Source organism: Nonomuraea sp. B10E15, assembly GCF_039871615.1.
In the GTDB taxonomy this organism is placed as follows: Bacteria; Actinomycetota; Actinomycetes; order Streptosporangiales; family Streptosporangiaceae; genus Nonomuraea.
In genome coordinates this window covers 143,503-166,107 of the sequence record NZ_JBDPMB010000004.1, presented here as the reverse complement: position 1 = coordinate 166,107, position 22,605 = coordinate 143,503, and the positions used below count along the sequence as shown (strand labels likewise).

The window sequence follows — 22,605 nt, the reverse complement described above, 5'->3', positions numbered from 1 at the left end:
GTCTTACGGATCAGAAAGTTTCCGGATGACTTTCCGAAAGATTACGGTGACATTGCCGATCCGTTACGGTAGGCTCCGAGCTGCATCCATGTCAACAGCCTCATGAGGCAACCACAGCTCCCTGATATCACCAGGTCAGCTGGCGGCATGTCGGGTGTGCGCATTTTCCGAAAACGACCTCGCAGGTGCCGGTGGGACACCGGCACCCACGGCAACGGGAGGTTCTGTGCCCCGAGCGCCGCGAGCCACGCTGGCCGACGTCGCGGCGGCCGCCGGAGTGTCGGTGCCGACGGTCTCCAAGGTCCTGAGCGGCAAGAAACATGTCTCCGCCGCCACCAGGGACAAGGTCCTCGAAGCGGTCAGGGTCTTCGGCTACGAAACCCCGCGCCCGCCGAGCTCGCCCAGGGTCGGCCTGGTCGACCTGCTCATCGACGGGCTCGGCTCGCCGTGGGCCGAGGTGCTCATCAGGGGCGCGGAGCGGGCGGCGGCACGCTGGGGGTTCTCGCTCGTCGTGACCTCCTCCGCGCGCCACGACTTCGACCTGCGGCGCTGGATCGGCACGGTCCGCAAGCGCGGCACCGACGGCATCGTGCTGGTGCTCACCCGGGCCGACCAGCGGGAGATCGAGGCGATCGAGGAGCTGCTGCACGTGCCCCTGGTGCTGCTCGACCCCGCGGGTCAGCGCGACCCGCGCATCTCCACCGTCGGCGCCACCAACTGGCTGGGCGGCGTCATGGCCACCACCCACCTCCTGGAGCTCGGGCACACCCGGATCGGCTTCATCGGCGGCCCGCTCGACGCGCAGTGCACCCTCGACCGCTACGAGGGCTACCTGGCCGCGCACCGCACGTTCGGCATCCACCCCGACCCCGGGCTCACCCACTACGGCGACTTCATGGTCAACGGCGGCAAGGAATACGGCGCCCGGCTGCTCGGCCGCGACGACCCGCCCAGCGCCATCTTCGCGGCCAACGACCTGCAGGCCGCGGGCGTCTACCAGGCGGCCACCGAGCGCGGCGTCCGCGTGCCCGACGAGCTGTCCGTCGTCGGGTTCGACGACTCGATGGTGTGCGAGATGCTCTCGCCGCCGCTCACCACCGTCCGCCAGCCGCTCGACGAGATGGCCAACGAGGCGGTGCGGCTCGTCTCCGAGGAGCTGACCCACCCCCGGGGCCCCTCCGGCACCCGCATCGAGCTCGCCACCACGCTCGTCGTCCGGCGCAGCACCACGTCGTTCGAGCGGAGCGCGTGATGCCCGCGGCGTTCCCCGGCGGCACGTCCGTCACCCGGCTGTCGGTCTACACCGGCGCGTGCGCCGACGGCCTGGAAGGCGGCACCCCGCACCTGCACACCGCCTCCACTGAGGGCTACGTCGTGATCGGCGGGCGCGGAGCGCTGCAGACCCTCGACACGCACGGCTTCAGGGAGACGGAGCTCGCGGCGGGATCGACCGTGTGGTTCACCCCCGGCATCGTCCACCGGGCGGTCAACCGCGGAGGCCTGCAGGTCGTGGTCGTGATGGCGAACGCGGGCCTGCCCGAGGCGGGCGACGCGGTCATGACCTTCCCACCCGAGATCATGGCCGACCCCGAACGTTACCGCGCCGCCGCCGCCCTGCCCGCCGCCCTGCCCGGTGAGCAGGAGGAGTCGATGGAGGCGGCCGCGATGCGCCGGCGCGAGCTGGCCGTGCAGGGCTTCCGCGCTCTGGCGGGCGCCGCCGCCGGCGGCGACCCCGGCCCGCTGGAGCGGTTCTACGACCACGCGGTGGCGCTGGTGCGGCCCAAGGTCGCGGCCTGGCGCGAGACCTGGGAGCGCACGGTCGCCGAGGAGACCCGCCACACCGCCGCCGTGCTCGACGCCCTGGCCCGAGGCGACGGCGCGCACCTGCGCGCGTCGGCGCTCCTGGAGTCGCCGCAGAGCCCGGAGGCCAGGTGGGGCATGTGCGGGCGGCTGCGCACCCACGACGTGCTCCACCCCGTCGAGCCCCCGGCCGGCACAGGATGGCAGAGCCAGGGTCAGTAGGGCACCGTGCGGACCAGCAGGATCGAGAAGACCTCCGGCCGGTAGAAGCAGCGGGTCGACAGCACCACCGTGCCGGTGTCGGCGTGGCTGGTCTGCCGCGTGGCGAGGATCGGCGACCCCGCGTCGACGCCGAGCAGCTTCGCCACGCCCTCGTCGGCCAGCGCCGCCTCCAGCCGGGCTTCGTCCCTGACGATGCGGGTGCCGGTGGCGTGCACGAGCGTGGGGAAGTCGCCTCCCATCCCCGTCACCGGCCCCGGGTCGAACGGGACGCCGTTGACCCGGAGCGGGACATGGTCGTAAAGCACGATCGCGGGCGTCCCGTCGATCGCCAGGCAGCGCTCCACCCGCCAGATCGGCTCGCCGGCCTCCAGGCCCAGCGCGGCGGCGGCCTCGGGCGGAGCGGGAACCTGCTCGACCCGGGCGTGCGGAAGCGACGGCGTGCGGCCCGTGGCGGCGATCCGGTGCGGCAGCGAGCCGATGTCGTGCAGGTCGACGAAGACGTTGGTGAACGGCCCCGCGGCCGGCCCAGGACGCTGCCGGACGAACGTGCCCACACCCCAGCGGCGGGAGATGAGGCCTTCGAGCCAGAGCTGTCCGAGGGCCTCGCGGATGGTGACCCGGCTCACGGCCAGCCGCCGGGCCAGCTCGGCCTCGGAGGGCAGCTGGTCGCCCAGCTCGAACTCCGCCGCGATGAGCTCACGGATCGCCTGGGCGGCCATGGCGGCTCGCTTGGGCGGTTTCATCACGGGACTACTGTAGAGCCGCGCTACCACGTTCCGATGCCGTAAAGCCCGCGCGGGCTGTTGGGATATCCGTCGAGCACGACGAGCTCCAGCAGCTCGTCGTGGAGCCGCCGGCGGATCGGCTCGGCGGCGGGGTCGGCGGCGAGGTCGTGCTGCTCGTCCGGGTCCGCCTCCAGGTCGAAGAGCTGCTCGCCGCCCCCGCCGAAATACCGGGTGTAGCGGTGGCGGGCGGTGCGGACCGTACGCGACCAGCTCCGGGGCGAGGCCTCCCAGTGGTTGTTGTTGCTCTGCACGTAGACCGCGGTGCGCCAGTCGAGGTCCAGGCCCTGGCACAGGGGCAGCAGCGAGCTGCCCGGCAGGGCGGGCAGCTGCCGTGGGACGTGCGGGTTGCCGAGCTGGGGGCGGGCCAGCGAGTCGGGTTCGAGGCCGGCCACGTCGAGGATGGTGGGCGCGAGGTCGGTCAGCTCGGCGAGCTCGGAGCGCACGCCGGGGCTCAGCCCGGGTCCCGAGACGATGAGCGGCACGCGGATGCAGGTGTCGTAGTGGCGCTCCCACTTGCCGACCAGCCCGTGGTCGTGCAGCAGCTCGCCGTGGTCCGACGTGAAGATCACGTACGTGCCGGCCAGCCGTCCCGTCTCGCGCAGGCAGTCCACCAGCCGCCCGAGCTGCTCGTCCAGGTGCGCCAGGTCGGCGAAGTAGTGCAGCCGGTGGCTCTTCCAGTCGTCGACGTCGTAGGAGGCCTGCCGGTACTGCTCCCGGTCGAAGTAGGCGGGCCCGCCCGAGCGCCACTCCGCGGGCAGCGGGCCGGGGATGCGCTCGGCCCGCACGCGCGGAAGGTACCCGGCGGGCGGAGCGAAGGGGTTGTGCGGCTGCACGTAGCTGACGTGCGCGAACAGCGGCCGCCCGGCCTCGGTATCGCGGATGAAGTCACACGCGCGCTCGGTGATCCAGTTGGTCTGGGAGATCTCGGCGGGGAACGGCAGCGTGTACGCCTCGCCGGTGGAGGCGGGGAACTCCCGCCGGGCGGCCTCGATCTCGGCCACCAGGTCGCGCCGCTCCGGCCCGTACGCGCGCAGCTCGGGGATCATCGTCATCCAGACGGTGGACAGCGCCGCCCGGTAGTGCTCGGGGTGGTGCTCGCGCACCCAGTCCAGCCACTCGCCCGCGCGGGAGTCCTCCGTGATGTGGGTGACGTCGAACCCGTAGGGGCGGTAGTCGGGGCGCACGCCGCCGATCTGCGTGCGCAGGTGCAGCTTGCCGAACGCGCCCGTACGCCACCCGCCCCGCTGGAGCGTGCGCATGAACGTGGGCAGGGCCGGGTCGAGGTCGTAGCCGCACTCGGTGACGCCGTGCCCCTGGCTGGTCAGCCCGGTGGCGACGGTGGCGCGGGCCGGGGCGCAGACGGGGTTGGGCGTGAACGCGTTGGGGAACCGCACGCCGCCCTCGGCCAGCGCCCGCAGGTTCGGCAGGTCGACCACGCCCTGCCAGGCCTGCTCCAGCCAGCGCGCGGCCAGCTGGTCGACCATGACCAGCACGATGTTCGGCCGGTTCGTCATCCGTTGATGCCTTTCGTCGTCTCCGGGTACGGCCGTACGGCCAGCGTGCAGAGGACCATGATCACGGCGAGGCCCGCGATGTAGGCCGAGATGGCCCAGCTGTGCTCCGCCGCCGCGAACAGCAGCGAGGCCACGGTCGGCGCGAGCGCCCCGCCCAGCACGGTCGCGACCTGGAAGCCGAGCGAGATCCCGCTGTAGCGGAGCCTGGCGGGGAACAGCTCGCAGAACAGCGAGGCCTGCACGCCGTACGGCAGGCCGCTGACCAGGCCGACGAACACGCTGCCCGCGAGGATGAGCGGGATCGACCGGGTGTCGAGCAGCGCGAAGTAGAGGAACGGGGCCGGGATCAGCAGCAGCCCGCACAGCAGATAAGTCCTGCGCTTGCCGATCCGGTCGGACAGCGCCCCCGCCGCCAGGATGCCGATCACGTAGAAGACCCCGTTGACGAGGTTGGCGGTGACCGCCAGCTCCCGCGACAGGCCCAGCTCCTGGACGGTGTACGAGATCACGAACACGCCGATGACGAAGCCGAAGGCGGCGATGGCGACGTACATGCCGATCGCGAGCGCGATCGTGCGCGGGTGCTCCCGCACGGTCTGCCACACCGGCGCCCGCTCGACCTGCTTCCCGGCCTTGACCTCGTGGAACTCGGGTGACTCCTGGATCTGCATGCGCACCACGACGCCGACGCCGACCAGGACCACGCTGACCAGGAACGGGATGCGCCAGCCCCAGGCCAGCAGCTCGCCGGTGCCGAGCGTGGCCAGCAGCGTGGTGAGGGTGAGGCTGGACAGGATGATGCCGAAGCCGCTGCCGGTCTGGACGAGGCTGCCGTACCACCCGCGCCTGGACGGGGGCGCGCTTTCGACCATGAGACTGACCGCGCCACCCCATTCGCCGCCGATGCCCAGCCCTTGGCAGAATCGCAGGAAGGTGAGCATGATGGGCGCCCAGACGCCGATGTCCGCGTACGTCGGCAACAATCCCATGAGGAACGTGGCCGTGCCCATCACGGCGAGGCTCCACGTGAGCGTCGGTTTGCGGCCGAGCCGGTCGCCGAGGTGCCCGAAGAGCACGCCGCCGAGGGGGCGTGACACGAAGCCGACGGCGAAGGTGCCGAACGCGAGCAGCGTTCCCGCGAGGGGGTCGGACGTGGGGAAGAAGAGCCGGCCGAAGACCAGCGCGGTGAGGGTGCCGTAGATGGTGAAGTCGTAGAACTCGATGGTGTTGCCGACGATCGTGGCCGCGGTGAGCTTCCACGGCACGGCGCGGGCCCTCTCGGTTGAGGGGGTGGTGGTGGACGCGGTGGGCGGGACGTCTGTCACGGCGTGCTCCCGTTGGAGGGTAGACGTCTAGACCTCATGGGTCAGATAGGACATGGTGGGATGGTGTCCGCGCACCTGTCAAGGTGCATCGAGGAAGGAATGGGATGAAGGACCTGATTCTCGACGTGGACACCGGCGTGGACGACGCGCTGGCCCTCCTCTTCGCCGTGCGCCACCCGGAGCTGCGGCTGCGCGCGGTGACGTGCGTGGCCGGCAACGCGGGCCTCGGCCAGGTGGTCGCCAACACGCTCAAGGTCCTTGACGCGGCCGGCGCGCCGGACGTGCCGGTGAGCGCGGGCGCGGAACGGCCGCTCATCGGGCCGGCCCGCGACGCCGGCCACATCCACGGCGCCGACGGTCTCGCCGACCTCGGGCTGCCCGCCTCGGCCCGCGAAACGGCGGGCGTGCCCGCCGTCGACCTGCTGCGCGACACGATCCTCGGCGCCCCAGAGCCCGTCGTCGTGGTGGGCCTGGCCCCGCTCACCAACCTGGCGCTGCTGCTGCGGGCCTACCCGGAGGTCGCCGGCAACATCGAGCGGCTGGTCCTCATGGGAGGCAGCGCCTCGACCGGCAACGCCACCCCAGTCGCCGAGTTCAACGTGTGGCACGACCCGGAAGCGGCCGCGATCGTGGTGGACGCCGGGGTGCCGGTGACGATGTACGGGCTGGACGTCTTCTACCACGTCTCCGTGGACGCGCCCACGTGCGCGGAGCTGATCGGGCACGAGGAGCCGGGCAGCCGCCTGGCGGGCCTGCTGCTGCGGCACCAGATCGCCCTGTGCGGGGCCGACCCCCGCGTCAACGGCGACGGGCTGCTCGGCGACGCGGGAGCGGTGTGCGCGGTGGCCGACCCCGAGGGCCTGACCACCGAGCGGCTGCCGGTGAGCGTGGAGCTCGCCCCCGGATACAGCAGGGGCCAGACGCTGGTGGACCGGCGGGCGCTGCCGGGCGAGGACGCCGCCCACGGGCTGGCCGGGACGGCGCACGGCGTCGACGTGGCGCTCGGCGTCGACGCCCTCCGCTACCGCGAGCTCTTCCTCGACACGCTGCTGAGCGGCCCTCCCGTCGTAGGGCCCTCGTAGGGCCCTCGTAGGGCCGGCGCGTCAGCGGCCGCGCATGCCGGCGTACGCCTCCTCGAGCCCCTCCTCGTTGCCCGCCGCGCTGCTGACGCCCCTGAGCAGGCCACGCTCGATGCGGTCGGAGAAGTAGATCGCGTGGGCCATCCAGCGCAGCCGCACGAACGTGCCCAGATGGGGCAGCTCGTCGTCGATGGCCGGGGCGACGGCCCGGTAGCCGGCCACGATGTGCCGGATCGCGTGGGGGGTGTCGCGGGTCAGCACGGCGGCGGACGCGAGGTCGTACAGGATGGGGGCCTGCAGGACCGCGCCCCAGTCGACCAGGCCGTCCTCCTCGGGCGAGCGCGCGCTGAGGCGGAAGCCGTCGAGGCCGGGGTCGCCGTTGACCACGCCGGCGCGCAGGTGCGGGGCGGCCTCGCGCGCCTCTTCCAGCACGCGCGCCGCCGCCGTGCGGACGTGCGGCGGCATCGGCAGCTCCCGCAGGCAGTCACTCGCCCACGGCCACGGCCACCGGTGTTGCCTGCCGACGCCGGCGATGTCGTTGCCGAGCGCGCGGTGCGCGCGGGCCAGCACGGCCCCCATCCGGTGCAGGTCGCCCGCCGAGGAGGCGTCCGGCGGGCGGCCGGGGACGTAGCGCAGCAGGGCCAGCAGCCCTTCGTCCAGGTCCGCGGCCAGGCGGCCGCCGGGCAGGGGAACGGGAGCGCCGCTGGCCAGCCCGCCCCGCTCCGCGCGGGCCGCCACCCGCAGACCGCCGAGGAAGGCGGTGGCGGACCCCACGTCGGACAGTTTGGCGACGTAGCGCGTGCCGGGAGGGGTGCGGACCAGCCAGGTGACGGAGTTCCAGCCACCGGGCAGCGGCTCCGCGGAGGCCACCGGCAGGTTCCAGGCGGTCAGCGCGGCGAGCAGCCGGTCGGTGTCCAGCGGCATTCAGATCAGTCCCGCGTCGCGCACCTTCATGGCCACGTGAACCCGGTTGTCGGTGCCGAGCTTGGCGAAGATGCGGGTGATGTTGGCCTTGACCGTGGCCACGCTCACGCAGAGGCCGGCCGCGATCTCGGTGTTGGAGCCGCCCTTGGCGATCTCGACGGCGACCTCCCGCTCGCGTTCGGTCAGCCGGGACAGCTCCTCCAGCGCCTGCGGTCGCCGCGGGTCGTGCCTGCCGGTGGCGGCCGCGATGACCTGCTGGGCGACGCTCGGGGACAGCACCGGCTCGCCCCGCGCGCACGCGCGCACGGCCTCGATCATCTTGGGCGGCGGCGTGTCCTTCAGCAGGAAGCCGTGCGCCCCGAGCTGCAGGGCGCGCAGCACCATGTCGTCGGCGTCGAACGTGGTCAGCACCAGGATCTTGGGCGGGGAAGGGCTCTTGAGCACCAGCTCGGTGGTGGCGAGGCCGTCCTGGTGCGGCATGCGGATGTCCATCAGCACGACGTCGGGGCGCAGGTCGCGGATCACGGCCATGGCCTGCCTGCCGTCGGCCGCCTCCCCGGCCAGCTCGAGGTCGGGCTCGCCGCCCAGGATGAGGCGCAGCCCCGTGCGCACCATCGGGTCGTCGTCCACGATCACTATGCGAAGGCGGGTCATGGGCTCAAGCCTCCCACGGCAGCCGGGCGTCGAGGATGAACCGTCCGTGACGGACGGTGTGGCTGATGGTGCCGCCGGCCATCCGGGTGCGCTCGGCCAGGCCGACCAGGCCCAGCCGGCTGCCGGGCCCCGCCGACTGGCCGGGCGGCGCCGGGTTGCTCACCCTGATGCGCAGCCCCTCGCCCGGCCGGCCGCCCAGCTCCGCCGTCACCCGGCTGCCCGGCGCGTGCTTGCGCGCGTTGGTGAGCGCCTCCTGCACGATCCGGTACGCGTGGCGTCCCGTCTGGGTGGGCAACCGCTCGCGGCAGTCGATGGCGTCGTCCACCTCGACCCGCTGCCCGGCCGCCCGCACCTCCTCGAACAGGGTGTCCAGATGGTCCAGCGTCGGCTGCGGGCCCTCGGGACCCTCATTCGCACCGCCGGTGGGACCGCCGTCCCGCCTGAGCGTGCCGAGCACGGCACGCAGCTCGTTGAGCGACTGGTGGGCGTTCTCCTGGATGGCCAGCGCCGCCTCCCTGGTCTGCTCGGGCGTGAGGTCCTTCCGGTACGCCAGCCCGCCGGCCAGCATCGCCAGCAGCGAGATCCGGTGCGCCAGCACGTCGTGCATCTCCTGGGCGATCTGCAGCCGCTCCGCGAGCTGGGCCTGCTCGACCCGCTGCCGCTGGGCCGCCGCCTCCGCCTCCCGCTGGGAGGCGGCCAGGTCACGGCGGCTGCGGGCGTACAGGCCGAGGACGGTGGCGCCGGCGAGCGTGACGGCGCCGACCGCCGCGTTGAGCAGGCCCGTGGTGAGGGTGCCCTGCCACCGGCCCGCCAGGAACATGCTCAGGATCGCCACGGCGGCCACCGGCACGATCTGGCGCCAGCGCCGGTGCGTGACCAGCGAGGTGTAGGCGACGAGCGCGGGCCCGCTCGCGGTGAAGGACGCGATGGTCGGGATCGTGGTGGCCAGCGCGATCTGCCACGGCCACCTGCGCCGCCAGCGCATGAGGACCAGCCCGGCCGCGCCCAGCCCCATGTCGGCCAGCACCCAGCCGAGCGAGCTGTACGGCATCGGCACGCGGCCAGACAGGAGCACCACCATGACGACGTAGAGCAGCAGGGGCAGCGCCGCGAACAGGTGGCGCAGCGTGCTGCCCAGCCGGTCGATGGGCGGCTGGTGCTCGTCGGCGTCGTGCACGCCCACCAGCCTAGGGACCCGCCGCCGCGCCGGTCAGCGACCGGGGTCCATCGTGCTGCAGACCCTGGTCTACACCGCGGGCGCCGGGTGGCGGCCGGGCCGCCACCCGGCGTGGACCCAGGTCCGATGCACGCGGGGCGCGCGTTCGATGGACTCTGAGGGTGATCGAATTTCAACGCCTCGGCAAGAGGTACAGCGACGTGAAGGCGCTCGACGACGTGTCCTTCACCGTGCCGGCCGGCTCCGTCACCGGGTTTCTCGGGCCCAACGGGGCGGGGAAGTCGACGGCCATGCGCATCCTGGCGGGGCTGTCCCGTCCCACCTCCGGCTCCGCCACCGTGCTCGGGCGGCGGTACGCCGAGCTGGAGCGCCCCGGCTACGAGGTGGGCACGCTGCTCGACGCCTCCGCCCAGCACCCCGGCCGCAGCGGCCGGGAGGTCCTGACGCTCGGCGCGATGATGCTGGGCCTGCCACGTTCGCGCGTGGACGAGGTCCTGGAGCTGGTCGGCCTGACCGGCAAGGAGGGACGGCGGGCGGTCGGCGGCTACTCGCTGGGCATGCGGCAGCGGCTCGGCATCGGGCACGCCCTGCTCGGCCGGCCCCGGGCGCTCATCCTGGACGAGCCCGCCAACGGCCTCGACCCCCAGGGCATCCACTGGATGCGCGGGCTGCTGCGCGACCTGGCCGACTCGGGATGCGCGGTGCTGCTCAGCTCGCACCTGCTGCACGAGGTGGAGCAGGTCGCCGATCGCATCGTGATGATCGGACGCGGCCGCCTGCTCGCCCAGGGCACTCCGGCCGAGCTCGGCCAGGGCCGTGGCCTGGAGCAGACGTTCCTCGAACTGACCGCCGCCGCCGACAGGAGCCTGGCATGAACACCCGACGCGTCCCCTTCCCGACATTGCTGCGCGTGGAGACGCGCAAGCTCGTCGACACCCGCGGCAGCAGGATCATCGCCGGGGTGCTGGTCGCCCTGGCGGTCGGCTCGGTCGTCGGCCGCGGCGCCGTCTCGGGGCCCGAGTTCCAGACCGTCGCGGGGACGGCCGGCATCGTGTTCGGCATCCTGCTTCCCGTGCTCGCCATCCTCACCGTCACCGGCGAGTGGAGTCACCGCACCGCGCTGACCACGTTCACGCTCGAACCCCGCAGGGGGCGGGTGATGGCCGCCAAGTGCCTGCCGCCCCTGGTCGCCTCCGTGGTGGCCTGCGCGTTCGCGCTGGTGGTCGCGGTGCCGGTGACGGCGGCCGTCGCGGCGGCGCAGGGCGTGCCGGCCGACTGGCAGGTCGCGCCGCCGCCCCTGGCGGGATGGACGGCGACGACGGTCCTGCTCACCGCCCAGGGGCTGGCCCTGGGGACGGTGCTGATGAACGCGCCCGCGGCGATCGTGATCTGCCTGTCCAGCACGGTCGTCTGGAGTGTCGTGGGCCGGCTGGGTGCCGCGGGGGAGGCCGCGATGGAGTGGCTGGACCTCAACACCGCCACCGTCCCGCTGGTGAACGGCGACATGACGGGCGGCGACGCCGCCCGGCTGGCCGTGTCGGCGCTGGCGTGGATCGTGCTGCCGATGGCGGCGGGCATGGTGCGGACGATGCGCAGAGAGATCGGTTGAGGTAGATCTATATCCGTTTCATGGCGATATGTTTGCCTTTGTCCGGTTTGGGAGCTAAATTGGTGACTGTCCGGCGATGACCCGTGCCCGCGCAGTCGCGGCGAGGGCGCCGGAACCCGGATCCCTCCGCTGGATTCCCCCGTGCTCCGCGTAGCGTCCCGTATGGCGTGCCGCCCGGCTACGTCCGTCCAAGCGAGCGCGAACTGCCATAGTCCCCTAACAAAGGACCTGACACCATCATGACAGCTCGCCTGCGTACCTTTGCCATGCTGGCCACGACCGCCGCGACCGCCCTGGCCATGGGCGCCGCTCCGGCACATGCCGACAACGGCACCGTGCAGCAGGTCATGCTCAAGGGCTCGACGACCGCGTCGTACTTCTGGGACGACGCCTCCGGACGGGCCGGCGACACCGGCCTGCCCGCCTCGGGCAAGCCCATGCAGAAGGGCCTGGCCGCCAGCCCCAGCTGGCCCCTCATGACCGAGGGGTACGCCATCTACCAGGGCAAGAAGGTGCCGTTCTTCGTCGGCGACCGCGGCCCGGGCGACCCCTCCAGCCGCGGGGTCATGCTCGACCTGGACGCGAAGACCTTCGCCGAGCTGACCGGCGGCACCTTCAACTCCGAGACGCTCGGCGTCGAGGACAACGGGGGCAAGGGCCACATCAAGATCGACTACGTCGTCACCAAGTGGGGTGACGGGGCCGGCAAGAAGAACCACCCGGTGTCCTTCTCGACCGGCGCGTGGGCCGAGAAGGACACCCGGCCCGCGACCACGCCGGTTCTGGTGAAGCTTCCCGCCTGACCCGGCACGTACGCCGAGGGCGCTCCCGCACCGGGGGGCGCCCTCGGCGCGTCCGGCCGGTATCGTGGCGGCGATCACCTACAGGAAGGCGCCAGATGGTCCCCCGGCCGCTCTACCGCGACCCCATCCACGACGGCGCCACCGACCCGACCGTCATCTGGAACCGGGCGGAGCGCGCGTGGTGGCTCGTCTACACCAGCAGGCGCGCGACGGCTCCCGACCGGGGCGACGTGAGCTGGGTGCACGGCACCGACCTCGGCGTGGCGTCGTCCACCGACGGCGGCGTCACCTGGCTCTACCGCGGCACTGTCGAAGGGCTCGGCACCGAGTGGGGCCGGCACACCTACTGGGCGCCGGAGATCGTCGACGACGGCGCCACGTACCACATGTACGTCAGCGTCATCCGCGGCGTGCCCGCCGCCTGGCGGCCCCACGAGCGCCACATCCGCCACTACACCAGCCCCGACCTGGTGCGCTGGGACTACCGCTCCACCTTGAACCTGTCGTCCCCCTACGTGATCGACGCCTGCGTGGCGCCGCTGCCGGGCGGTGGCCACCGGCTCTGGTACAAGGACGAGGCCGACGGGTCCCACACCTGGGCCGCCGACAGCCCCGACCTGCACCACTGGCAGGTCAGGGGCCCCGCGGTGACGATCTCGGCGCATGAGGGGCCCAACGTGTTCACGCTCGGCGGCCGGCACTGGATGATCGTCGACGAATGGCGCGGCCAGCGCGTGCTCGCCTCTGCCGACCTCGACGCCTGGGAGCCGCGCGGCCTGATCCTCGACCGGCCCGGCGCCCACCGGGACGACGGCGGGTTCGGTCACCACGCCGACGTCGTCGTGACGGGGGAGGACGCGCTCGCCTTCTACTTCACCCACCCCGACGGAGGCCGCCGGTCGTCCGTCCAGGTCGCGCGGCTGCGGGTGCGAGACGGCGAGCTGACCTGCGACCGCGACGAGCCCCTCGACGGGCCGATCCTGCCCGTCGACGGGCCTGCCGCGTGAGGCGGGCCGGGCCCCGTGCCTATGTCCTGACGCGGGGCACGGGGACCCGCGACCAGTCGATGTCGGAGCCGAAGTAGAAGCCCGGGTACGCCGGCTGGTTGTAGGCCGTCTGCTGCCGGGCCACGTCGGCGCGGTACTGCGGGTCGTGCATCAGCGTGTACATCTTCCTGCCGGTCACCTCGGTGCTCAGATAGATCCGCACCGCCTCGCCGTCCGCCGTACGGACCAGCAGTTCCTCGCGCCAGTCGCCGAAGACGTCGGCGACCAGCCCCGGGTTGCCCTTCGTCCAGTTGTTCGCCAGCGTGCCGTCGGCGGCGAGGACCGTGCCGCGCCTCCAGTCGTCGATCGTCGGCGTCTGCAGCTCGGTGGTCGCGGCGCCGTTGACGAGCTGCGTGGTCATGTCGGCGGCCCAGCGGATGCTCATGTTCGTGCCGGGGGTGCCGCGCCCCAGGTGCTCGCCGCGGGCCGACCACAGGCCCGCCTGGATCTCCTGGTCGGGGGGCATCGACGACCACGCCTCCACCCCGCGGACGGCCGGGTCGATGTCGCCGACCATGCCACGACCGGTGTCCCGGCCGCTGTAGCCGCCGTGGATCACCTCGCCGGTGGCCGCGTCGCGCAACGCCCATCCGTACGGCGCCCAGGCGCCGCCCTCGTGCACCGTCCAGATCTCCAGGCCCGGCCGGTCGGGGTCGAAGTCGCCCACGTGCAGGGCGTCGCCGTGGCCGAGCCGGACGTTCTGCCCGGGCACGCTGCTCTGCGGCGGGCCCTCGGCGAACGACGAGTACAGCAGGTCGCCGTCGTCGTCGATGGTCGCGGCGCCGTAGACGATCTCCTGCCTGCCGTCGCCGTCCACGTCGGCCGCGCTCATCGAGTGGAAGCCCTGCGTGGTCAGGTCGGCATATTCCGGGTTGCTGCCGGGGACGCCGTGAGGTGAGGCGTCGAACGGGTTCGCCATCGGGGCGTGGCCGCTGTCGACGTACCAGACCTCCTCCAGCCGCCGGCCGTTCCAGGTGTAGGCGACGAGCGTGGTGCGGGTGTAGTACCCGCGGGCGAACACCGCTGACGGGCGCCTGCCGTCGAGGTAGGCCACCGCGGACAGGAACCGGTCGACCCGGTTGCCCGGCTCGATCCTGGACATCGCGTAGTCGCCCCACATGAGCCCGTCGTCGCCGCGGCCGGGCTTGTAGGGGATCGTCTGCAGTTCCCTGCCGGTGGCGCCGTCGAGCACCGACAGGTATTCGGGGCCGGTGAGGACGAAGCCCTCGAACTCGCGCAGCCGGTTGTTGCCGCTGCGCCCCGGGGCGTAGACGTCGACGAAATAGGTGGCGAGCTCTACGGCGTCCTCATGGGAGAGCGGATATTCGTGGGCCGGCTCGATGCCGAAGGCCTCTTCCAGCGTGGCCGGCCAGCGTTTCGCGACCACCTCCGGGTGCTTGTGCCATTTCGCGAACATGTCCACAACATGGTCGAAATAGTCTGCTGCGCTTTTGCGATAGTCGTCCTGGTGCGAATAGCCCGCTCTGACGTCCCGGCGCGGCATGGTGACGTAACGCTCGGAGACGACCTGGCCCCTGCTCCCGTACCGGATGATCCTCGTGCCGGGTGCGGTCTTGAGCATCATCTCCGATCGGCCGTCGCCGTCGAGGTCGTAGACCGTGAACTGGGTGTAGTGGGCGCCGGAACGGATGTTGACGCCCAGGTCGAGCCGCCAGCGCAGGGTGCCGTCGAGCTCGTAGGTGTCGACGTAGGTGTTGCCGGTGTAGCCGCGCTGGGAGACGTCCTTGGAGTTGGACGGGTCCCACTTGACGACGTACTCGTAGCGGCCGTCGCCGTCCACGTCGCCGACGCTCATGTCGTTGGCGGTGTACGTGTAGGCCTCGCCCGTGGGCGTCACGCCGTCGGCCGGTTTTCGCAGCTTGAGGTCATAAAACGATTTATCCCATGGCTGGACTGAGGCGCTGGGCCGGCCCTCCCGGCCCCTGGTCACCGGGGTCACGTGGTAGCGCGAGGAGCGGGTGCCGCCGGCGTCGAGGTGGTTGGTGCTGTCGGTGACCGTGGCGATGGGGCGGCCGTCGCGGTGGACGCGGAAGGCCGGGCCCTTCATGCCGGTCTCGCCGTACCCCGTCACCTCGTCGCCGAGCAGCCGCCAGCTCAGGAAGACGCCGCCGCTGGTCGTGGCCGCCACCAGGCCGCGGTCGAGGTGTTCGAGCCGGAGGCTCGCGCCCGGCCGTCCGTGACCGGCTCCGCCCGCCGCGGCCGGGGCCGCGCTGAGGGGGAGGCAGAGCAGGGCGGCCAGGGAGGTGATGAGCGCGCGGCGGATGCTGCTGGGGGGTTTCATGGTCACGGGCTCCTGGGGGTGACGCCCGCATGGATGCGGTCGGCCCGGCACCCTGGCGGATTAAATCGATATAATCAATCGGGAGGTTATTGCTGCCTTGGCAAGGTGTCAAGGGTGCGTATCGCCGCTATTTACCGACTTATTGCGACGTGGCGGTATTTCACGGGACATTTGGTGAATAATGCGCGGTTCTTTGGGTTCGCTCCGGCCGGCCCGTACTCCGGCGAACGCCCCGCGCGCGTCCCGTGCGGGGCGTCAGAAGTGGAACAGGCCGGCGCAGGCGGAGGCGGCGGCCTGCTCGTCACCTACCACGACGGCACGGGCCAGAGCCACCAGGCGGTCGGCCGCGATCCGGGACTCGTCCACCGGCGCCACCTCCGCGAGCAGGTCGTCGAGCTCGGCCAGCAGGCTCGGCCCGGACAGCCGGCGCACGCAGGGCCAGGTGTCGGAGAAGCGGACCTGAGAGCCGTCCGCGTCGAGCAGGGCGAGCCGGAGGCTCCTGTCGGGGTGGGCCGCCGCGCTGCGCGCCAGCCCCGACATGACGGCCTCCCGCGCCCGGGCGAGATCGGCGGGATCACGCTCGGCCCACAACGACGACAGGGCCGGCTTCTCGTCCTGGAGGGTCGGCGCGAGCACCACGGCGCCGTTGCCGTGCTGCACCTCGACCTTGCCCTGAACCTCCAGCGCCACCAGGGCGCGGCTGAGCGACGCGCGGCTGACCCCCAGCTCCGCGGCCAGGAGCCGCTCGGGCGGCAGGCGATCGCCGGGGGAGAGCCCCTGGGCCTCGATGAAGCGCGCGATGTGATCGGCCAGCTGCACATACAGGCGCGGCCGTTCCAGGCGTCCTGGAACGGCGGAGGTCTGCGGGCGCTTCTTGGTCACGGAGGACAGTCTATTGACAGCCCGCCTCAGTGGAGCAGAGGCTAGGCCAATCTGGAAATGGCGCACGTAACCGGGTCAGGCGCCCGACCCCCTGAGGAGCTGCCGATGTCAGCGGAGATCATCGCGCTGGTCGTGCTCGTACTGGTGTTCCTGGTGGCCACCATCCGATCCATCAACATGGGCGCGCTCGCACTCGTGGCCGCCTTCGTCGTGGGGACCTCCGTGTTCGGCGTGGAGGTGGACGACGTGCTCGGCGGCTTCCCGGCGAACCTGTTCGTCATCCTGGTGGGCGTCACGTACCTGTTCGCGCTGGCCAAGACCAACGGCACCGTGGACTGGATCGTGCACCGGGCGGTGGTCGCCGTGCGGGGTCGCGTCGCCCTGATGCCGTGGGTGATGTTCGCGGTCTGCGCCGCGATCACCGCGATCGGCGCCGCCAGCCCGGCCGCGGTGGCCATCGTGGCGCCGGTGGCGATGGGCTTCGCGGCCCGCTACCGGATCCACCCCGTGATGATGGGCCTGATGGTGGTGCAGGGCTCGACCGGTGGGAGCTTCTCGCCGATCGGCATCTTCGGCGCGATCACCAACGGCGTCGTCGACCAGAGCGACCTGCCGGGCAACGCGGCCGTCCTGTTCGGTGGGGCGCTGGGCGCGTGCGCTCTCATCAGCCTCGTCGGCTTCCTCGCCTTCGGAGGCACCAAGCTGCTGCAGCGTGACCGGCAGTCGTTCAGGACGGCGGTCATGAGCCGCGCCGGCGGCGGCCCCGGCCCCGGTGACGGCCCCGACGGCGATACTGACGGCGGCGACCACCCCGTGGACGACGCCCTGCCCCGCCTAGACGCGCAGCGCTCGCTCACGCTGATCGGCCTGCTCGTGCTGGCGGTGGGCGCGCTCGTCTTCGACCTCGACATCGGTTTCCTCGCGCTCGCGGTGGCGGTCGTGCTGACCCTGATCTTCCCCTCCGCCGCCCGCGGAGCCGTCGACAAGATCAGCTGGGGTACGGTGCTCCTGGTCGGCGGCATCGTCACGTACGTCGCCCTGCTGCAGGACCAGGGCACGGTGAAGTGGCTCGGCGACGGCGTGGCCGAGGTCGGCGCTCCGCTCCTGGCGGCCCTGCTGATCTGCCTGATCGGCGCCGTGGTGTCCGCCTTCGCCTCCACGACCGGCATCCTGGGCGCGCTGATCCCGCTCGCCGTACCCTTCCTGCAGACCGGGCAGGTCGGCGCCGTCGGCATGGTCACGGCGCTGGCGATCTCCTCCTCGGTGGTGGACTGCAGCCCCTTCTCCACCAACGGCGCGCTGATCGTCGCGAACGCTGACGTGGCGATCCGGGACGACGTGTTCAAGCGCCTGATGACATGGGGTATGACCATCGTGGTCGCCGCGCCGCTTCTGTGCTGGCTTGTCCTGATCGTGCCGGGGCTGTCATGACCCGCTCCGCCGACCTGCTCGCCGAACGGCTCCGCCGGTACCGGATCCTCGGCAGCGCCACCGACACGCGCCACTCCGCCACCGCACCCGGAACCGCCGTCGACGACGCGGTCGCGTGACGCCGGCCGAGGTGGTGAGGGCCCTCAGGAGGGGGCCTGTGACGCGAATTCGACGCCGACGTCCTCGAACCAGGGCGGCACGCCGTCGGTCACCAGGAGTTCGGCCGCGTCCCAGCCGCACACCCGGATCGGGGCGCTCAGCGCGAACTTGCGCGCGTCGCCCACCACGATCGTCCTGCGCGCGATGGCGATGAGCCGGCGCTTGGTCTCGGCCTCGTACGGTGTGGCCCCGTAGACGCCGTTCCCGTCGAGCGCGGTGGCCGCCAGGAACAGGGTGCGCACGCTCATGTGCTCCAGCCACGCCAGGGTCTCCGGCCCGCCGAACGAGCGGGTGTCCCTGCCGTACTGGCCGCCGACCCCGATGAGCGTGATGTCGGGTCTCGGCGCGAGCACGGCGATGGCGGGCAGCGAGTGGGTGATCACGGTGAGGTTCGCCCCGGAGGGGAGCAGTTTGGCGATCTCCAGCGTGGTGGTGCCCGAGTCGAGGGCGATGGCCGTGCCCGGCTCCACGTGGCGTACGGCGGCGGCGGCGATCGCCCGCTTGGCGGCGGACGCCTGAACGGAGCGGTCGGTGAACGGCGTGGCACCCATGTCGGCTGCTGCGGCGCCTCCGCGTACCGCCCTGACCAGGCCGTCACCGGCCAGCCTGCGCAGGTCGCGCCTGACGGTGTTGGGGGAGACGCCCAGCTCGGTGACCAGGTCGGCGGCGGCGACGTACCCGTCGAGCTCGATCCTGCGCAGGATCGCCTCGCGCCTGTGCGGGGCCGACGAGTAGCGCAGGCTCGCCTCCATGTCGCTCATATGACCATGATGCCCCATAAGTTGGCGTTTTTCAGCCAACTTATGGACTTATAGTGACAACATGGCGTTGTTGTGCGGGATCGACGTGGGCACCACCCACGTCAAGGTGGGCTTCTTCGACGACGGGGGCGGCTGCGTCGCTGCCGTACGCCGCCCGACCCCGCGCGACCTGCCCGCCCTCGTGGCCGCCGTCGTGGAGGCCCTGGCGGAGTGCGCCGCCCGCGCGGGGCGCGGCCCCGACGCGATCGGGATCGCGGGCATGGCCGAGACCGGCGTGCCCCTCGACGCCTCGGGACGCCCGCTCACGCCGCTGCTGTGGTGGAACGACCCCCGCGGCCACGAGGAAGCCGCCGCGCTCCGCGGCACCGGCCCACCCGGCGCGGGCGAGGACGCGGTGGCGGTTTACGCGCGGACCGGGCGGTGGGTGGACGGGAAGGCGCCGCTGGCGAAGTGGCTCTGGTTGCGTGCGCACGAGCCGGGCGTGCCGGCGGCGATGCGGTGGTGGGCGAGCGTGCCCGACGCGGTGGCGTACGCGCTCACCGGCGTGCTGCGCACCCATGAGACGCTGGCCGCGCGCACCCTCGCCTACGACGTCGTACGCGGCCGCTACGACGAGGACCTCCTCGCCCTGGCCGGGCTGGGTCCCGAGCAGCTGGCGCCCACGGCCGGGGCGGTGGAGCCCGTCGGCGGGCTGACGGCGAGGGCGAGCGGGGTGGCGGCCGGGACCCCCGTGGTGATCGCCGGTCACGACCACGCGGTGGGCGCGTGGGCGTCGGGCGTACGCCGTCCCGGGCACGTGGCCGACTCCATGGGCACGGCGGAGGCGGTCCTGGCGCCGGCGGCGCACCGGCCCGACCCGCGCACCGGCCTGGCCCTGGGAGCCACGGCCGACCCCTCGCTCGACGGCGCCGGCACCGTCCTGGTCGGAGGTCTGCCGACGAGCGGCGGCATGCTCGACTGGCTCCTCGGCCTGGCTCCTCCCCCTGACGACCCCCGGGCGCGGGCCACGGCGGAGCGCGCGGGCGAGCGGGAAGCGGGACGGGACAGGTACGCCGCCCTGCCCGGACTGCTGGACGGGGTGCGGTTGCCGACGGGCATCATCGCCGAGCCGTACCTGCGCGGCAGGGTGGCGCCCGCGCCCGACCGCGAACGCCGGGTCACGATGTCCGGGATCGGGCCCGAGCACACGTTCGGCGACCTGCTGGCGGCCGCCATGGAGGGAACGTGCCTGCACACCCGCTGGACCGTGGCCGAGCTCGCCGCCGTGACCGGCGCCGCTCCCGAACGGCTCGTGGTCTTCGGCGGGCAGGTCCGGGTCCCGCTCTGGATGCGCGTGAAGGCGGCGGTCTCGCCCGTGCCGGTGGAGGTCGTACGGGCCGACGACGCGGTCTGCGCGGGCGCCGCTCTCATCGCCGGCCAGGCGGGAGGTTCGCTCGGTGACGTCCCCGTGCTGCCCCGCGAGCCGCAACGGCACGACCCCGGCCTCGCCGCCGCCTACCTCCCCCTGTACGAACGCTTCCTGACCTCCGCCGGCCGGCGGGAGCACGGATGACCAGGCAGAACCATCAGATCGGAGCACCCATGACCAGCCAGGAGACCACCACGCCCGCCCCCACGCTCGACCTGCTGGCCCGCCCGTCCGGTGGGTTCGCCATGGTCGCCATGGACCAGCGGGAGAGCCTGAGGCAGATGTTCGCCGCCGCCACGGGGGAGCGGGTGGACGACGACACCCTGGCCGGGTTCAAGCTGGCGGTGGCGCGGGAGGTGGGGCCGCACGCCTCCGGGTTCCTGATCGACAGGGACTACGGCTTCGACCGGGTGGCCGCCGAGGGCATGGTCCCCGGCGGGCTGATCATCGCCGTGGACAGCCTCCGGCAGGCGCCCGACGGCCCCGTCGAGGACACCTCGATCGACGAGACGATCGACCTGGCCGCCGCGCGGCGGGCCGGCGCGGTCGCGGCCAAGCTGCTGCTCATCTGGCGCGACGACGAGCACCGGCGGCGCCGCCTGGAGACCGCCGCCGCGTTCGTCCGTGTATGCGCCGATGCGGGCCTGCTCTCCGTGCTCGAAGGGGTGGCCAAACCCGTCCAGGGCCAGGAGGCGGGCTTCGACGGGCCCGCCGCGATCCGGGAGGCCGCCAGGGAGCTGGCCGGGCTGCGGCCCAGCGTGTACAAGGCCCAGGTGCCGCTCGGCGGCGCCGCCCCCGAGGAACGGCTGGCCGAGGAGTGCGCCCGGCTCGACGAGGTGATCCCCGTCCCGTGGGTCGTGCTCTCCCAGGGCGTGGAACGGGACGACTTCCCCGCCGCCGTCCGGGCCGCCTGCCGGGCGGGCGCGTCGGGGATGCTGGCCGGCCGCGCGATCTGGAGCGACGTGGTGGGGTCCGCCGGCCTGGCCGCGGAGCTGCGTACGCGCTCGGTGCCCCGGCTGCGGCGGCTGGCGTCCATCGTCGACTCCTTCGCCCGCCCGTGGAACGCCCGATGACGGCGCGGACGGCCGGACCGGCTGCTGGTCGTCCTGCGGGAGGGCCGGCGATCGCGATGTTGCACACCGTGCCCGCGCTCGCCGCGCCGCTGGCCGAACTGGCCGCCGAGGTGCGGCCCGGCACGCGGATCCTGCACTTCGCCGACGAGAGCCTGCTCCAGGACACCATCGCCGGCGACGGCCCGCCCCCGCACGTCCTGCGCAGGCTGGTCTCGTACGCGATGTACGCCAAGGAGTCGGGAGCCGGGACGCTGCTCGTCACCTGCTCCTCCATCGGTGAGGCCGCCGAACAGGCGCGCCCGTTCGCCGAGCTGCCGATCCTGCGCATCGACGAGCCGATGGCCGGGGAGGCGGTGCGGGCCGGGCGGCGGATCGGGGTGCTGGCGACGCTCGCCACCACGCTCGGCCCGACCACCCGGCTGGTCCGGCGGGCGGCGTCCCGTGAGGGGGTGGCGCGGGAGGTCGTTCCGCACCTGTGCGACGGCGCCTTCGACGCGCTGCGCGGCGGCGATCCGGCCCGCCACGACGCCCTGGTCCTGGACGGGTTCGGCCGGCTCGCGGGGCAGGTGGACGTCGTGGTGCTGGCCCAGGCGTCGATGGCCGGGATCGTCGCGGAGGCGGACGGGGGAGTGCCGGTGCTCTCCTCCCCGCGCTCCGGCGTCGCCCAGCTGGCCTGAGCCGCCCCGGCCGGTCAGGTGGTGCTCAGGACGATGCGGCCCGTGGCCTCGCCGGCCGCCTGGCGTCGCCAGGCTTCGGTGGCATGCTCCAGCGGTACGACCTCGTGCGCCACCGACAGCCGCCCTTCGGTCACCCGCTCGGCGATCAGGGTGATGGCCGCGGCGCGCTGCTCCCTGGTCAGCTCGTTGTTGGTGTAGCCGAGCACCCGCAACGACCGGCTGCGCAGCGTGGCGGAGTCGAGCGGGGACGTCTCCGACGCCGAGCTGCCGAGGTTGACGAGCCGGCCCCCGGGACGCAGGGTGCGGGCCGCCGCGGCGGCCGGGACGCCGAAGAGCGGGTCGAGCACCAGGTCCAGCGGCCCCTCGCAGGCGGCGGTGAAGCGGGCGGCCAGCGCGGCCACGTCGTCGGTGTCCAGGGTGACGACGGCGTCCGCCCCCGCCTGCCGGGCCTGCTCGCGGGCCTGCGGTGAACGGGCGGCGGCGACGACCCGGCGGGCGCCCGCGAGACGGGCGAGCTGGATGGCCGCCTGCCCCACCACGCCACCGCCGCCGAGCACCAGTACCTGCTCGCCGGCTGCCAGCTCGCCCCGCCAGGTCAGCGCCATGTGCGCGGCCACGGCCGACAATCCGAGCGCGGCCACGGCGAACGGGTCGGCGCCGCCGGGCAACTCGACGAGGTCCTCGGCGGGCACCGCCGCCAGCTCCGCCATGCTGCCGTCGCCCGGCGCCATCCCCGCCGGCGTGGGGAACCACACGAGCCGCCCGCCGACGGCCCCGACCCCCTGCACGCCGGGCACGTAGGGGACGGACGGCGTCCCGAAGTAGGAGGCGCCGCCCGCGCACAGCAGGTCGAGCGGGGTGATCGGGGCGGCGATGACCCCGACCGTCTCGGCACCGGACGCCACGGGTGCCGCCCGCTCGGCGACCACGGGCGGCAGGCCGCACGTCTCGATCGTGACGGCCCGCATCACGCG

The 22,605-nt window shown here is 73.0% G+C and carries 22 protein-coding genes; 12 read left to right on the top strand and 10 right to left on the bottom strand.

The window, feature by feature from the left end; genetic code table 11:
• Positions 1-226: 226 nt before the first annotated feature.
• Both ABGB14_RS16350 and ABGB14_RS16345 read left to right on the top strand, forming a co-directional pair.
• Positions 227-1,252 (top strand): substrate-binding domain-containing protein, encoded by a 1,026-nt coding sequence (locus tag ABGB14_RS16350; RefSeq protein ID WP_347644502.1) that lies wholly within the window; start codon positions 227-229, stop codon positions 1,250-1,252.
• Complete coding sequence (locus ABGB14_RS16345) at positions 1,252-2,022, top strand: cupin domain-containing protein (protein WP_347644501.1); 771 nt, start codon at positions 1,252-1,254, stop codon at positions 2,020-2,022. Before ABGB14_RS16350 ends, ABGB14_RS16345 begins: the two co-directional genes overlap by 1 nt.
• Here ABGB14_RS16345 and ABGB14_RS16340 read toward each other — a convergent pair.
• Genes ABGB14_RS16340 through ABGB14_RS16330 form a run of 3 tightly spaced genes read right to left on the bottom strand, consistent with a single transcriptional unit; the run spans position 2,016 to position 5,646 of the window.
• Positions 2,016-2,765: a GntR family transcriptional regulator gene (locus ABGB14_RS16340; protein WP_347644781.1), complete on the bottom strand. Its 750-nt coding sequence runs from the start codon at positions 2,763-2,765 to the stop codon at positions 2,016-2,018. The genes ABGB14_RS16345 and ABGB14_RS16340 overlap by 7 nt on opposite strands.
• 23 nt (positions 2,766-2,788) lie before the next feature.
• The gene (locus ABGB14_RS16335; protein ID WP_347644500.1) at positions 2,789-4,321 is read right to left on the bottom strand and encodes a sulfatase-like hydrolase/transferase; all 1,533 of its coding nucleotides are present in this window, start codon (positions 4,319-4,321) and stop codon (positions 2,789-2,791) included.
• Positions 4,318-5,646 (bottom strand): MFS transporter, encoded by a 1,329-nt coding sequence (locus ABGB14_RS16330; RefSeq protein WP_347644499.1) that lies wholly within the window; start codon positions 5,644-5,646, stop codon positions 4,318-4,320. The genes ABGB14_RS16335 and ABGB14_RS16330 overlap by 4 nt, the downstream gene beginning before the upstream one ends.
• Positions 5,647-5,750: 104 nt before the next feature.
• Between ABGB14_RS16330 and ABGB14_RS16325 the strand changes: the two genes are divergently transcribed.
• Complete coding sequence (locus ABGB14_RS16325; RefSeq protein WP_347644498.1) at positions 5,751-6,728, top strand: nucleoside hydrolase; 978 nt, start codon at positions 5,751-5,753, stop codon at positions 6,726-6,728.
• Between the two features lie 21 nt (positions 6,729-6,749).
• Here the strand turns inward: ABGB14_RS16325 and ABGB14_RS16320 are convergent, their stop codons facing one another.
• The 3 genes from ABGB14_RS16320 to ABGB14_RS16310 are packed head-to-tail and all read right to left on the bottom strand — an operon-like array spanning position 6,750 to position 9,480.
• Entirely contained in the window at positions 6,750-7,649 is a 900-nt protein-coding gene (locus ABGB14_RS16320) for a phosphotransferase (RefSeq protein ID WP_347644497.1), read from the bottom strand.
• Positions 7,650-8,303 carry a response regulator transcription factor gene (locus tag ABGB14_RS16315; RefSeq protein WP_347644496.1) on the bottom strand — a complete coding sequence of 218 codons (654 nt, stop codon included), beginning with the start codon at positions 8,301-8,303 and terminating at the stop codon, positions 7,650-7,652.
• Between the two features lie 4 nt (positions 8,304-8,307).
• The gene (locus ABGB14_RS16310) at positions 8,308-9,480 is read right to left on the bottom strand and encodes a histidine kinase (protein WP_347644495.1); all 1,173 of its coding nucleotides are present in this window, start codon (positions 9,478-9,480) and stop codon (positions 8,308-8,310) included.
• 161 nt (positions 9,481-9,641) lie between these two features.
• On the opposite strand from ABGB14_RS16310, the gene ABGB14_RS16305 reads away from it, so the two are divergent.
• The 4 genes from ABGB14_RS16305 to ABGB14_RS16290 all read left to right on the top strand — a co-directional run bounded on the left by ABGB14_RS16305 (position 9,642) and on the right by ABGB14_RS16290 (position 12,899).
• Positions 9,642-10,355, top strand: coding sequence for an ATP-binding cassette domain-containing protein (locus tag ABGB14_RS16305; RefSeq protein ID WP_347644494.1), 714 nt, complete (start codon positions 9,642-9,644; stop codon positions 10,353-10,355).
• Positions 10,352-11,089, top strand: a complete 738-nt coding sequence (locus ABGB14_RS16300; RefSeq protein WP_347644493.1) for a hypothetical protein — start codon at positions 10,352-10,354, stop codon at positions 11,087-11,089. The genes ABGB14_RS16305 and ABGB14_RS16300 overlap by 4 nt, the downstream gene beginning before the upstream one ends.
• A gap of 239 nt (positions 11,090-11,328) precedes the next feature.
• Positions 11,329-11,892 carry a hypothetical protein gene (locus ABGB14_RS16295; protein ID WP_347644492.1) on the top strand — a complete coding sequence of 188 codons (564 nt, stop codon included), beginning with the start codon at positions 11,329-11,331 and terminating at the stop codon, positions 11,890-11,892.
• Positions 11,893-11,987: 95 nt separating this feature from the next.
• Complete coding sequence (locus ABGB14_RS16290; protein WP_347644491.1) at positions 11,988-12,899, top strand: hypothetical protein; 912 nt, start codon at positions 11,988-11,990, stop codon at positions 12,897-12,899.
• A 19-nt stretch (positions 12,900-12,918) separates the two neighbouring features.
• On the opposite strand, the gene ABGB14_RS16285 is transcribed toward ABGB14_RS16290, so the two are convergent.
• Positions 12,919-15,240: a rhamnogalacturonan lyase gene (locus ABGB14_RS16285; RefSeq protein ID WP_347644490.1), complete on the bottom strand. Its 2,322-nt coding sequence runs from the start codon at positions 15,238-15,240 to the stop codon at positions 12,919-12,921.
• Between the two features lie 255 nt (positions 15,241-15,495).
• On the bottom strand, positions 15,496-16,122 hold the full coding sequence (locus ABGB14_RS16280; protein ID WP_347644489.1) for a GntR family transcriptional regulator: 627 nt from the start codon (positions 16,120-16,122) through the stop codon (positions 15,496-15,498).
• Between the two features lie 105 nt (positions 16,123-16,227).
• Between ABGB14_RS16280 and ABGB14_RS16275 the strand changes: the two genes are divergently transcribed.
• Positions 16,228-17,553 (top strand): SLC13 family permease, encoded by a 1,326-nt coding sequence (locus tag ABGB14_RS16275; protein WP_347644488.1) that lies wholly within the window; start codon positions 16,228-16,230, stop codon positions 17,551-17,553.
• The gene (locus ABGB14_RS16270) at positions 17,550-17,672 is read left to right on the top strand and encodes a hypothetical protein (RefSeq protein WP_347644487.1); all 123 of its coding nucleotides are present in this window, start codon (positions 17,550-17,552) and stop codon (positions 17,670-17,672) included. The genes ABGB14_RS16275 and ABGB14_RS16270 overlap by 4 nt, the downstream gene beginning before the upstream one ends.
• 24 nt (positions 17,673-17,696) lie before the next feature.
• On the opposite strand, the gene ABGB14_RS16265 is transcribed toward ABGB14_RS16270, so the two are convergent.
• Positions 17,697-18,473, bottom strand: coding sequence for a DeoR/GlpR family DNA-binding transcription regulator (locus tag ABGB14_RS16265; protein WP_347644486.1), 777 nt, complete (start codon positions 18,471-18,473; stop codon positions 17,697-17,699).
• Positions 18,474-18,534: 61 nt separating this feature from the next.
• Between ABGB14_RS16265 and ABGB14_RS16260 the strand changes: the two genes are divergently transcribed.
• From ABGB14_RS16260 to ABGB14_RS16250, 3 genes are read left to right on the top strand one after another with little or no spacing between them, the layout of a single operon-like run.
• Positions 18,535-20,025 carry an FGGY family carbohydrate kinase gene (locus ABGB14_RS16260; RefSeq protein WP_347644485.1) on the top strand — a complete coding sequence of 497 codons (1,491 nt, stop codon included), beginning with the start codon at positions 18,535-18,537 and terminating at the stop codon, positions 20,023-20,025.
• Positions 20,022-20,954: a hypothetical protein gene (locus ABGB14_RS16255; RefSeq protein ID WP_347644484.1), complete on the top strand. Its 933-nt coding sequence runs from the start codon at positions 20,022-20,024 to the stop codon at positions 20,952-20,954. The genes ABGB14_RS16260 and ABGB14_RS16255 overlap by 4 nt, the downstream gene beginning before the upstream one ends.
• Positions 20,951-21,631 (top strand): aspartate/glutamate racemase family protein, encoded by a 681-nt coding sequence (locus ABGB14_RS16250; RefSeq protein WP_347644483.1) that lies wholly within the window; start codon positions 20,951-20,953, stop codon positions 21,629-21,631. The genes ABGB14_RS16255 and ABGB14_RS16250 overlap by 4 nt, the downstream gene beginning before the upstream one ends.
• Before the next feature lie 14 nt (positions 21,632-21,645).
• Here the strand turns inward: ABGB14_RS16250 and ABGB14_RS16245 are convergent, their stop codons facing one another.
• On the bottom strand, positions 21,646-22,599 hold the full coding sequence (locus ABGB14_RS16245) for a zinc-binding dehydrogenase (RefSeq protein ID WP_347644482.1): 954 nt from the start codon (positions 22,597-22,599) through the stop codon (positions 21,646-21,648).
• Positions 22,600-22,605: the final 6 nt, after the last annotated feature.